This is a genomic window from Pedobacter faecalis, from assembly GCF_030182585.1.
Taxonomy (GTDB): Bacteria; Bacteroidota; Bacteroidia; order Sphingobacteriales; family Sphingobacteriaceae; genus Pedobacter; species Pedobacter faecalis.
This window is the reverse complement of the sequence record NZ_JARXOW010000001.1, coordinates 1096227-1108336: the sequence shown is the minus strand read 5'-3', so window position 1 is coordinate 1108336 and position 12110 is coordinate 1096227. Positions and strand designations below refer to the sequence as shown.

At 48.9% G+C, this 12110-nt stretch carries 9 protein-coding genes; 4 read left to right on the top strand and 5 right to left on the bottom strand.

All coding sequences use genetic code 11. The annotated features are described in order from the left end of the window. Genes QEP07_RS04930 through QEP07_RS04915 form a run of 4 tightly spaced genes read left to right on the top strand, consistent with a single transcriptional unit; the run spans position 1 to position 4712 of the window. The gene (locus QEP07_RS04930; protein WP_285008820.1) at positions 1 to 1455 is read left to right on the top strand and encodes a RagB/SusD family nutrient uptake outer membrane protein; all 1455 of its coding nucleotides are present in this window, start codon (positions 1 to 3) and stop codon (positions 1453 to 1455) included. A 16-nt stretch (positions 1456 to 1471) separates the two neighbouring features. Continuing rightward, entirely contained in the window at positions 1472 to 2599 is a 1128-nt protein-coding gene (locus tag QEP07_RS04925; protein WP_285008819.1) for a TlpA disulfide reductase family protein, read from the top strand. Between the two features lie 53 nt (positions 2600 to 2652). After that, on the top strand, positions 2653 to 3051 hold the full coding sequence (locus QEP07_RS04920) for a BlaI/MecI/CopY family transcriptional regulator (protein ID WP_256004840.1): 399 nt from the start codon (positions 2653 to 2655) through the stop codon (positions 3049 to 3051). A gap of 8 nt (positions 3052 to 3059) precedes the next feature. Continuing rightward, on the top strand, positions 3060 to 4712 hold the full coding sequence (locus QEP07_RS04915) for a M56 family metallopeptidase (protein ID WP_285008818.1): 1653 nt from the start codon (positions 3060 to 3062) through the stop codon (positions 4710 to 4712). A 31-nt stretch (positions 4713 to 4743) separates the two neighbouring features. On the opposite strand, the gene QEP07_RS04910 is transcribed toward QEP07_RS04915, so the two are convergent. From QEP07_RS04910 to QEP07_RS04890, 5 genes are read right to left on the bottom strand one after another with little or no spacing between them, the layout of a single operon-like run. Beyond that, positions 4744 to 6072, bottom strand: a complete 1329-nt coding sequence (locus QEP07_RS04910) for a MutS-related protein (protein WP_285008817.1) — start codon at positions 6070 to 6072, stop codon at positions 4744 to 4746. Beyond that, positions 6073 to 7416, bottom strand: coding sequence for a MutS-related protein (locus tag QEP07_RS04905; RefSeq protein ID WP_285008816.1), 1344 nt, complete (start codon positions 7414 to 7416; stop codon positions 6073 to 6075). 1 nt (position 7417) lies between these two features. Continuing rightward, positions 7418 to 9730 carry a Gldg family protein gene (locus tag QEP07_RS04900; RefSeq protein WP_285008815.1) on the bottom strand — a complete coding sequence of 771 codons (2313 nt, stop codon included), beginning with the start codon at positions 9728 to 9730 and terminating at the stop codon, positions 7418 to 7420. A gap of 25 nt (positions 9731 to 9755) precedes the next feature. Continuing rightward, positions 9756 to 10682, bottom strand: coding sequence for an ABC transporter ATP-binding protein (locus QEP07_RS04895; RefSeq protein ID WP_285008814.1), 927 nt, complete (start codon positions 10680 to 10682; stop codon positions 9756 to 9758). A gap of 34 nt (positions 10683 to 10716) precedes the next feature. After that, complete coding sequence (locus tag QEP07_RS04890) at positions 10717 to 12105, bottom strand: RagB/SusD family nutrient uptake outer membrane protein (protein ID WP_285008813.1); 1389 nt, start codon at positions 12103 to 12105, stop codon at positions 10717 to 10719. Positions 12106 to 12110: the final 5 nt, after the last annotated feature.

Below are 12110 nucleotides of genomic sequence, written 5' to 3'. Positions count from 1 at the left end.
ATGAAAAAAACATTCATCATCATATTTGCGATTGCGGGTTTAAGTTTTGGTCTGCCCGCCTGCAAGAAATTCACCGAAATAACGCCTAAAGGCAGCAATATCCTTAACCGGGTGTCGGATCTGGACCTGCTCCTGAATTTCAATTATACAAGTAATTCTGCTACCGGCGATACCTTGTCGGCCAAAACAACCGCCCAGGCAGCATTTTCAGCTTACGATGTGGGTAACCTGGTCAACGATACCTACGCATATTCTACCAACATTCCTTCACTCCTCAGCGCTAAACCGCAAACGCTCCATTATGCCTATACGGTTTACGATGAAAGTGTAGACCGCAAATTGCTGGCGGTAACCGATGTAAAGTACGAGAAGATGTATTTTCTGATCAACAATGTCTATAACGTAGTGCTTAAAAATGCAGACGTGGCGACTGGCGATCGTGCGCTGGCGGAACAGTACAAAGCCGAGTCCTATATTTTGCGGGCTTACATGCACTATATGCTGGTTAACCTGTACGCAAAGGCTTATGATCCGGCAACTGCTTCAACTGATGGGGGTGTGCCTTATGTGAAGGAAGACAATTCTACCATTGAGCCAAACCGGAAAAGTACCGTCGCAGAGGTTTATGCCAACATCCTCGCAGATATTGATGCAGGCTTTCAGCTAAACCGCCTTCCGGCTACGCCAAAAAATAACATGCGTGTTGGCCTTGGCTTTGCCCATGCGGTGAAGGCGACTGTGCTGATGTCGCTCCGCAGATATCCGGAAGCGCTTTCTGAAGCAAATAAAAGCCTGGCGATCAACAGTTTCATCAGTAACGACAGACTGTTTGCGCCGGTTGGAACGGCAGCTTTCGGCAAGCCTCAGGCAACCGCACAGGAAAACCTCTTTTATATGGCACAAGGCGGAAATCCGCTGCTTAGCACACCGAGTCTGGAGATAACGGAACAAATCTATGAGCCTGGTAACATCATCCACCATTATGTAAAGCCGTATTATCCCAGCGGCAACCCTTTCAGCGGTCTGCCGACCTCCAAACTGTGGCTCAATTCCGCAACGCCTTATGCCATTAATACCGCCGGCCTAACCACCAGCGATACGTATCTGATCAAAGCTGAATGTCTGCTACGCGCTGGCGATCTGGATGGCGCTTTGGAGATTATCAATCTGATCCGGCAAAACCGCATACATCCCAATACGTACGCCCCGGTATCGGCCAGCACAGAAGCAGGGGCAATGGCTTTGCTCGGAAGGACCCGACGCATCGAACTGCTGTTTACCATGCGTAACTATTTCAATCTTAAGCGTCTGACAACGGATCCGCAATATAAGCCTGCCATCACGCGGACAATTGAAGGTAACACCTATTCGCTCAGCCCGGAATCGCCGTTATGGATATTTCCATTTCCGCAAAGCGCCACCAATTACAATGCAAACCTTAGTCATAACTATTAGTATCTGTATCCTTAACATGAAAATACTTATTATAAGCCTGTTCTCAGTACTGCCAATTGTTGCACAAGCCCAGCGCAATTTTACCCTCACCGGCAAAGTGGGGAATGAAAGCGCGCCTGCAAAAGCCTATCTATTATATCAAAACGGCGGACAGGTTGTAACTGATTCTGCTCTGTTGAAAGGTGGTAGCTTTAAATTTAAAGGCACAATCCAGGAGCCAGTCCCGGCCAGGCTAATCATTGACCACAAGGGAGCCGGGTTCGCCAAAACAACCTCTGCATCTGATATGGAGATGATTTACCTGGAGCCTGGTGCTATCCAGATATTGTCGGAAGACTCTTTGAAGAACGCCCGGATTCCAGGTTCGCTGATCAACCAGGAATATGCAGCATACAAAAAGATGATTCGCCCGGCTGAACTGATGATCAACAAGGTGAGCGAAAAAAGCAGGTTGGCCACTGCCGAACAGAAAAAGGATGCTGCCTTTCAAAAGGCAATTGTGGCAGCCTATAACGAGGCAGGTGCATTCCGTAGATCTTTGCAGCACAAATTCGTGAAGGGTCATCCCGACTCGTTTGTAAGCCTTATTGTGCTTAGGGAAGCAGGTGGCTCCGTGATCAACGTGCAGGAGACAGAGCCAATTTTCAATGGGCTGTCGGCTCGAGTAAAGCAAAGCATCGTTGGCCGGGAATATAAAGCGCTGCTTGATAAGCAAAAGGCGGTTAGGGTAGGGCAACAGGCCCCGCTTTTCGTTCAAAATGATCCTGACGGAAATCCTGTACGACTTGCCGACTTCAGAGGAAAATATGTGCTGATCGATTTCTGGGCCTCCTGGTGTGTGCCTTGCCGGGCAGAAAACCCGTATGTTGTGAAGGCTTATAACAAGTTTAAGGATAAGAATTTTACGGTTATCGGCGTGTCGCTCGACAGGCCGGGGAAGGCGGCCGACTGGATCAAGGCCATCAAAGCTGATGGTCTGGAATGGACGCAGGTATCTGATCTGAAATATTGGGGAAATGACGTTGCTCAACTGTACGGTATTAAAAGCATCCCTCAGAATTTCTTAATCGACCCATCCGGTAAGATCGTTGCCTTGGATTTACGCGGAGAAGATTTGGAAAAGAAGCTTTCGGAAATATTATAGACAAAAAGTGAGCTACCTCTTGTTTCGTACGAAATTATTCGTATCTTGGTGGTATGGAACATCAGGAAAATCGCTTTGGCAAATTTGAGCCCACAAAATCCGAACTGGAAATCCTTCAGGTACTTTGGGAGTACGGTCCCTCCACGGTCAGGTTTGTTAACGATAAACTTAGTGAAAACCGGGAGATCAAGTATACCTCTACGCTGAAGCTCATGCAGATCATGGTCGATAAGTCGATCCTGAAGCGAGACCAGAGCCATATGACTCATGTGTACCATGTAGCAGAAGCGGAAGAGAAGACCAAGCGTTTTTTGCTTCAAAGGTTTGTTGATTCCATTTATAAGGGTTCTGCAACCAACCTGGTGCTGCAGTTGCTGGGCAACAGCAGCACCTCGGTTAAGGAGCGCGAGGAAATTAAAGCCTTGCTGAAAAAGCTTGATCAGCAAAAATAGCCCATCACATGGAACTTGAGCTGCCGAACTTCTTAACTGCACAGATCGCAAAAGCCATTTGCGCAACCTTAATTCATTCTTTGTGGCAAGGTCTGGCTGTCGCCCTGGTCGCGGCGGTTACAGTCGTTCTCACAAAAAAGGCAAGTGCGGCCCTCCGGTATAAGTTGCTTATTGTTTGCTTTTCGGCGTTTATTATCGCAGTACTGATGACTTTCAACGTCCAGCTTAGCAAAGCTCATTCAAGCGGGCAGTCGCCGTCAGCCATAAATTTCGTTGCCGCCGAAGATGGATCACCTGCCCAGACATCCGCGGACACCAGCATTGAAAGTTTATTTTTTAGTGTTTACGACTACCTCAACGCTCACTCGTCGACTGTGGTACTAATCTGGTTCCTGGTGATCTGCATCAAATACCTGGGGTTTGTGGCTGGGCTCCACCATGTTTACATGATAAGGCGCACACAGGTGAGGGCTGCCGGCAGGCATTGGGAAACAAAACTTGAGGAGCTTTCGGTAGCTCTGGGCATCAGGAGAAAAGTGGCCATCCTCCAGTCTGGCCTAGCTAAAAGCCCTATGACAATTGGCTATTTAAAGCCAATGATCCTTATCCCTATCGGACTGCTTAATAGGCTTTCTGTCGCGGAGGTGGAAGCTATCCTACTTCATGAGCTTAGCCACATCCATAGAAGCGACTATATGGTCAATATATTTCAGCAGGTGGTCGAGATTATCTTCTTTTTCAATCCTGCGCTGCTCTGGCTTTCTGCGTTGATAAAAGCAGAACGAGAGCACTGCTGTGACGAAATGGCTGTCAGCAAAACGGGCGACAAGCGGACTTATATTCAGGCGCTGCTGAGTTGCCAGCAATATAGTGATACGAAGCACGCTATGGCTATGGGTCTTTCCGGAAGGAAATCGGGCATTGTCGGACGCGTAAGACGTATAGTATCTAATAATAATCAAAGTTTAAATGTTATGGAAAAAGGAGTTCTAACATTGAGTATGGTTACAACTGTACTGATCACATTGACGGTATCGTCGACAGATGCCGGTATGGTGAAAAAGGCGGTGACGACCACGCAGAGTGTGCTTGTTGAAACCTTCACAGGGGGCAGCCCAGCACAGTTTGAGCGCAGTCCCGTTCAAAGCAGTCCCGTAAAAGCGATCCGGAAAGGCGAAGGGGATCGTTTACACAGTTCACAACCCATTGATTCGCTTCTTTCGACTGAAAGACGTATCAGTGCCGGGGGAAACGGCAAGTTAGCCGATCTTAGTGTGGATGGCGACAAGCTTGCACGAAATCACATCGTGCAATATCTGCCTGAAGTAGAAGGACGGCATTCGCAGGCTAAGGTCGCCGAGGATGCAAGGAAAGTAAAAGCTGATACATTAACACAATTTGGTTTTAGCACCAATCGGTTACGGGAATGCGCACAATCTACCTGCATGCAGGATTTAATATCAGAAGCGCAGAATTTTAAGTCATGTTTGATCGTGTATCAAGCTGAATCAAAATGGCTTGTTACGGATGACCGAAATGCTCTGGCAGCCATTATGAACGACTATCCTTTAAAAAAGATAGCCATCTGCAAAGGAAACATCAAGGTTAATGGAAGGCGTATAGCTCAACGAAATCTTGTAATTCTGCGCGACCGAGAGTAGGTGCATTTGCGTAAAAGTCATGGGCGTATATTCATTTTTCTTCAAGCAACTCAAGTATTCCTTCGTTCTGAATAATTAACATGCCTTGTCGGTCTGAACTGATTCCTTGTTCGAGCCTGTAGGTGTACGTAGGTTTGCTGCCGGCCATGACGGTCGGCAGGTAAGCAAACTGAACGCCTGCTGTTTGGGCCGATAAGGCTTCGCCTACTTCCACAATATGTGTAGACACTAAAAAGCAGCAACGAGTATAGCGGGCGAAGGCCTGTGTAACCGCAAGCGTACCATCATAAGCGTCCTTCACATTGGTGCCTTTAAAGAGCTCGTCGAAAATAACCACGAGATTTTTGCCCGATGCCACTTCTTGGGCTACATGCTTTACACGGAGCACTTCCGCATAAAAATGGCTTAGTCCGAGTTGAATGTTGTCAGGTACGTTTACGGAGGAATAGATGCCGTCTTTTACGGAAAACACCATGTCCTCGGCCGCGACCGGGAAACCCATGTGTGCAAGGTATACAGAGATTCCGAAGGCTTTCATGAGCGTAGATTTACCAGCCATATTTGCACCAGTAAGGAACAGTAGGTTAGAAGATTCTTTAAAGGACAAAGGATTCGCGACGGCTTTCTCGAGCATGGGATGCCGCAGGGCAGAACTGCGGTATTCATTTTTTTCTTTGGGCAATGCTTCTGCAAAGGAAAAACCCTTCGCATGGGATACCTGGGCAACAGCAATGTAAACGTCTAAACGGCAAACTTCGTCGAACAAAAGCTCGATCTCTTTACGCAGCACGTGACGCATCAGGTGGTCGTACCTGGCCAGCTTGACTAAAGGCCACCCTGCTACCTCATTTTCCCTGATAAGGCTTGCCAGCCGGGCATCTGAAAATATAGGTCCAAATAGCTCCCAGGTGTTGTTGTAGGGGCTGCTGTCAATTTGTTGTCCAAGTTTTTCCCAGAAGTCCCGGAGCTTGTTCAGGACTTCCACAGTGGCCGAAAGCCCGTCGACCATCCGCTGGAACTTGTCGTCGCGCAGTAAGGCGGCAGATGCTTTTTTTAGCATCAGATTTATCAGGCCACTCGTCCTGTTCGGGGATGTGCCTAAGGCCATGTGATTTCCTGCCGCATCAAAAATTGGCCCGTCCAGCGGAAACGTCAATCCTGCTTGCTGAAAAAACTGAATGATGCTGCTTCGCTGGTTGATATCTTCAGGGTTTGTGAGCGGCGTTTTGAACATCTCCTGCAACAGCCGTTCGCCACCGGTGGTTTTTGTTTTATTAAAAAGGCTGAATATGGAGTTAGGAGTAAATCTTCCTGCCAGATTCAGGTCATTAAGCGTTTGTTTATCTGCTATAAAGCTCATTTATATGTTGTTATGGATCTTTATTCCTGCCTCAAGTATCTCAATTATCCGTTCGTTATTAATGATCAGCATGCCATGCCGGTCGTCCGTAATACCCTCTTCCAGCCTGTATGTATAAACAGGCTTAGAACCTTGCATCAGGGTGGGCAGATAGATGAACCGGATGTTCTGGTGCTTTTCACGCAATACCTGGCCTGCTTCGATGATGTGCGTCGATATGACGAACATACCATTTCGCTTGCGGGCAAAAGCGCTCGTGATGGCTAAAGTGGCTTCATAGGCGTCTTTAACGTTAGTGCCCCTGAAAAGCTCGTCGAATACGACGAACAACTTAGCTCCACTGGCCAGTTCTTTGGCTATTTTTTTTAACCTCAGAACCTCTGCATAAAAGTGGCTGGCCCCCATACTAAGGTTGTCGGGCAGGTTAATGTTGGTGAAAATCCCGTCCATTACAGAGAATTCCATGCGTTTAGCAGCTACCGGGAAACCCATATGTGCAAGAAACATGGCAATGCCCAGCGACTTCATGAAAGTAGACTTCCCCGCCATATTGGCTCCGGTTAGGAAGATCACGTTGTTTTCTCCATCAATCTGTACGGAGTTTGGTACTGCATTTTGGACCAGGGGATGATACAGGCCCTCGATTGTCGTACAGTCGACTGAAGCTACAAGGGAGGGAAAGCAGAGTTTCCGCTCCCTGGCAACTTTACCTGCCGCGAGGTATACATCCAGATGGTAAATGTATCTGAGTAATTTTTGCACGGTATCCTTGTGGCTAAAACGGAAAACACCGTCATAACTGGATAAAGTTTCTTCGGCCAACTTTCCCTCCGGTTGGTTTAGAACCGGATGAAACACCTGGTCTTTCAAGAGCGCGACTATCTCCCTGGCCTCAGTATAGTAACCGTCGTCCCCGCTCAGATTTAAGGACGAAACAAAATCGTATAGGGTTTTAAGCAGCTCAGCCAAAGCCGTAATCCCCTGATGAATGATCGATGTTTCCGTATTGACTGCAATCAGGTTGCCGAGCTTAGCCCCAATGGTACGGTTCTGGGCAGAAATCCTGGTCCGCTCATCCGTGTTGGCCAGGTATGGCTCTATGGCGTCGAAACTTGCAAGCGGGAAAGGGAATGGTGCTTCAAGGCTTGAAAAATACTGGATGATGCCACAGCGACGCTTTATGGATGTTTCATTTGCCAGGGGGTACCGGAACATTTCTTCAAGAACCGCTGCGCCACCTCGTGTAGCGCAGCGGTTAAAGATTGAATATACGGAATCGCTTCCCTGCCGTCCAAAAATGTTGAGGTCGTCCAGCGTTTGCTTATCTGTTTTGAAAAACGTCATGTTATTTCCGCTTTCTCCTGATCAGCAAAATGCTTCCTGCAACCAAAACAAGAGCAGGTAACACCCAGACAAAGAGAATATTTAATAGGCTTACCTGCTCGGAGCTTACGAGAAGACGATTATCTTTCGCATCCGGCCTTGACGCATCAATAGGAAATTCTCCGTAGCTGAGCCAACTGAAGACCGCCGTATTAAATACAAAATTGGAGGTCTTGACATTATAGCGGCGCAGCTCTGAATTGCTCATCAGGTCGGCATCTCCTGTAATGACAACCCGCTGCTCTTTGCCTTGCACCTTGCGGGTCAGCGAAAGTGCTGTCGCAAGGGAAATCTTTTCGTCTCCATCCTGAGGAGAAAAAACAATATCGGCCGAATCGGCGACCATTTTTCCTTTCTTCAGCCAGCTTTTATCTTTACTGGTGACAAGCAGAGGTTTGATCGTATACGCTCCTCCTGTGCTGTAGGTTAGTCCCGTTACACCAGGTGTTGAAACAGGTATGGTGTCTGCATAGATCTTCAGGGCACTACGGGTAAATGTAGCCGCCTGGGGGGTAAGCGCATTCAGCACCAGATCGGGTGCCAGATCGCTGCTCGGCTGTGCAACTACCCCATCGATCAGCTGCACGCCGAACTGCTTAAGCAACGGGTTCAGCACCTGCTGCTTGCCGGGCTCACCCATGATGAGCAGGTTGCCGCCCTTATCGATATATCGTTGGACGGCCGACAAGGTGGTGGCCGGCAGGTCAGTTTTCGGGTCGGCAATAACCAGCGTGGAAACCCAGGCCGGGACTTCGTCCCCGGCTACCGATATCGTGTCTACATCAAAGCCTTGGTTGATTAGCGCGTGGCGGAAGGTTTTAAGGTTGGTCAGGTTCTCGTACTCCCGGTCGCCGCTCTTATTAATACTCCGCTCCAGGTTGCCGCTTAGAAAAGCGATTTTAGGTATTCTGGCCTGTTGCAAACGCTTGAAGGCTGCGGAAAATTCAGTCTCGGAGGGAAAGATCATCATGTCCTTGAAGATACGGAGGAAGGTGGTTTTGTCCTTGTACTTCAGCTGCATCACAAAACGGTTCAGTTCCGGCTTCAGGTCGACCACCTTGCTGATCTCTTCAGGGGTTTTAAACCGGCTTAGGTCGATCTTGGAACTCTTAGCGTTCATTTCGGCGATCTCTTTGAGCGACTTGCCCTTGTAGGCCTGCATCATATAGGCGGCATCGAGGGGCTCGTCGTAATACATCACGTAATTGAATTTGATGTCGGGTTTGAACCTGACGTAACGCTCCCACATGGCCAGAAAGCGATTGCGCCCTGAGGGCATGCCGAGGTAGCTGTAGTTGTCGAGCAGGTTGTTGTACAATGTGACTTCCAGTTCATCTTTTCCGAAATCCTTTACGATCTTCTGGACCTGCGGACTTAACGTATTCGTTTTACCGGCTGTGGTATCGAGATAGCCGATCATGCCCGGACGGGAAGAAATATAGCCGACCACAAGTGCAGAGAGCACTACGCCTACATAGCGTCCTGCTTTGAATAGGGCCGACTTAGATTCGCGGCCTGCCCGGAGTTTGTATATACTCAGCCCAAGGAAAATATAGATAATGATCAGGAAGTAGATCAGATCTTTTGTGGTGATTAGTCCGTTGAGCATATGGTTGGTTCGGCCCGACAGGGAGAGGAAATAGGTGATGTCCCTGAAAAAGTCGTACTCCTGCCAGAGTGTACCGATATAACTCAGAATACCGATCATGACGAAGGTGCTGACCGCCGCCACCACCTGGTAGGTGGTGAGGCAGGACATAAATAAGCCGATGGCGGAATACGCACAAAGCAGCAGGAAAAAGCCGAGCACGGCTGAGACGAGCAGGCCATAATCGACCCCGGAAATATGAAACGCACCCGCTACAATGAAAATACCGACGATGCCGATCAGCACGAGACTGTATATTACCATAGCGAGGTACTTTCCAAAAATGATTTCGCTGACTTTGACGGGTGAGGAATACAGCAGCTTGATGGTGCCACCGTTAATTTCTCGGCTGATGAGGCCCATGGTGAGCAAAGGGATGTAGAGGTATAAGTTCTGCATCACTTTATTGAACATCCCCCCGCGGGGCTCTGAAAAGATGTTGAACGTAAGCGGCGCCAGATAATCTAGGTTGGGTCCGCCTCTTTCCTGCATGCCGGTAAAATAATCGAGTACTTTGAGATAGGCCAGCGCGCACTGGATCAGAAATACGACCATTAAAAACCAGGCAATAGGAGAGTAAAACAGGGTTTTGATCTCTGTTCTAGCAACTTTAAATATCATGTTCATGAAGTATCTGTTTTGGAGGTATGGGTTATGAAGATTTGGCCGATAGTTGTTTAAAGATCTCGTCGAGGGCACTCTTATCGATACTGATTTCCCTCAGTTTCCAGCCGTTCTGCATGCTGGCGGCAATGACCCGCTCGGTAATCTCCTGGTCGCCACTGAAATGCAGACGGAGCTGCCGCCCGGTAATAAATTCAACCTTTGTTGCGCCTTCTATACGCAATAGTTCTTCGGCAATTGGTGGGTTTTCCATACTGAGCAGCAGGCTGTGTGGCTCTGCATAGTTATTGAAGGCATCCATGGTGTCGGAAAACACGATCCTGCCGCCTTCGATCATTTTGATGTCTTTGCAAAGCACCTGCACTTCGGTTAAGATATGGGAGGAGAAAATAACTAGGCGGTCGGCTGAGATCTCCTTGATCAGCGCTCTTACCTCGATGATCTGGTTGGGATCAAGTCCATTGGTGGGCTCATCTAGCACCACTACTTTGGGGTGATGGATGATGGCCTGGGCTATGCCCACCCGCTGCCGGTACCCGCCCGACAAATTGCCGATCAGCCTGCTGCTGAAATGCGCAATACCGCAGCGTTCCTTGGCCTCGTCGACGGCCGACCGGATCTTGTTGCGGGGGATTAACCGCAGTTCTGCGCAGTACTTCAGGTATTCATCTACCGTAAGGTCCATGTACAGGGGCGGGGTTTGGGGCAGGAAACCGATATGCCGTTTGGCCAGTTCGGGTTGCTCACGGATATCGATACCGTTGATGTATACCTTTCCCTCGGTCTGGTTGAGCGCACCACACAGGATATTCATGGTGGTCGATTTGCCCGCACCATTGGAACCCAGCAGGCCTACGATGCCGCTATGGTTGATTTCCATATTGATGTCGCGAATGGCCCAGGAACTGCTATAGCGATGCGACAGATGTTCTATTTTAATGATACTCTCTTTCAATGCTCTGATTTTTAATGCGTTGTTGATCTGTAGTTTAGTCCCAGGCGTTTTGAGTCCAGCCCGGATTGAAATACATGACCTGCATCGGGATCTGCAGGGTGTATTTATTGCTTCGCGGCGGCAGGGTGGCGATGAGGTTGTTCTGCCCGTCGTAACGGTTTACCGCCGGCATGCGTCCTTCTGCATCGAGCCGGCGCATATCAAACCAGCGCATGGCATTGAAGGCGAACTCTAAACTTCGCTCTGTAAGAACTTTCTGAAGCACCAATTCTTTGTCGGCCGACTCGAACTTCTGATAGTCGGCCGGCTTAAAGCGTGTTTTGCGTACCTGATGAAGCTCCTCGATAGCCTTGGGGAGGTCGCCCCCTCTGGCAGCACTTTCGGCCATGATCAGCCGCATCTCCTCTACTGTGGTGCCACAGTTGGGAAAAGCATTGGAATAATTGATGCCCATAGCAAAATGCATAGGTTCGCCCCGCTTGGTAAAGCTGTAGTCGGTTGTATAGAGGTAGTAATAGGCTAGCCTAAGGTCTTTGGTATTGAAAGTCTTCATAAAGCTCAGCGTTGGGGTATAAGTGGTATAGGTGGTCTTCAATAAGCGTCCGTAAATAGCGCCGGGGCGGTTCACCAGGTTGCTGATGCCCGATGCACTTGGCATGACGGAGTAGTCGAGACCGGTATTCTGACCATTATCGAGCGCCAGTTGCGCGTTGGCTGCCGCCTTGGGATAGTCGCCCATATACAGATAGGTACGCGCCAGGATGCTGTACCCTGCGGCAATAGAGCCCCTGAACCGATTGGGATTGTTGTTTTTGGGAAGTGCCGGCAAGGCCGCTTCGATATCAGCAATGATATGATCATAAATTTCCTTTACGGTAGACCGGTCTGGTGTAGGTGTGTTGAGGTCGTTGGACGTTACGAAAGGCACGGCGAGGTCCTGCCCGGCCGTAGCCGGATTGTACGGTTTGCCGTAGAGGTTGACCAGGTACAGGTAGCTGAATGCCCTGCCAAGCAATGCTTCTGCCTTCAGGCTTTTCTTCTGCTCCTCGCTTCCTCCTACTGCGCCATCAATCTCCAGAATTACGGTATTGAAATAATAGATGGTTTCGTAGAAGTCTTTCCATATAACCGGTGCGGTAAACGTTTCGGCGGCATACTGCTGCGCCCAGACATAGATCAGGTCGCTTGTGCCCGAAGGGGGCGTTTTTATGGTCGCAAGATCAAGACGATCATCGAGCATATTGATTTCATTGGGAATGGCATAGGCAAGTGCAGTGGTATTGTCGAGCCAGAGGTTAAAGTCGCCGATCGACTTCAGTAATCTTTTGCCTTTTGGCTGTACGTCAAGGTATTTGTCGCACGAGCTTAACACGAACAATGGAAGCAGCAGGAGTGCAGACCATTTTTTGATTATACTTTTCATCGCTA

Bases quoted from the DNA above. Each gene is read 5' to 3' on its own strand.
- QEP07_RS04890 (WP_285008813.1), bottom strand. From the start codon at position 12,105: ATGAAAAGTATAATCAAAAAATGGTCTGCACTCCTGCTGCTTCCATTG.
- QEP07_RS04930 (WP_285008820.1), top strand. From the start codon at position 1: ATGAAAAAAACATTCATCATCATATTTGCGATTGCGGGTTTAAGTTTT.
- QEP07_RS04925 (WP_285008819.1), top strand. From the start codon at position 1,472: ATGAAAATACTTATTATAAGCCTGTTCTCAGTACTGCCAATTGTTGCA.
- QEP07_RS04920 (WP_256004840.1), top strand. From the start codon at position 2,653: ATGGAACATCAGGAAAATCGCTTTGGCAAATTTGAGCCCACAAAATCC.
- QEP07_RS04900 (WP_285008815.1), bottom strand. From the start codon at position 9,730: ATGAACATGATATTTAAAGTTGCTAGAACAGAGATCAAAACCCTGTTT.
- QEP07_RS04910 (WP_285008817.1), bottom strand. From the start codon at position 6,072: ATGAGCTTTATAGCAGATAAACAAACGCTTAATGACCTGAATCTGGCA.
- QEP07_RS04905 (WP_285008816.1), bottom strand. From the start codon at position 7,416: ATGACGTTTTTCAAAACAGATAAGCAAACGCTGGACGACCTCAACATT.
- QEP07_RS04915 (WP_285008818.1), top strand. From the start codon at position 3,060: ATGGAACTTGAGCTGCCGAACTTCTTAACTGCACAGATCGCAAAAGCC.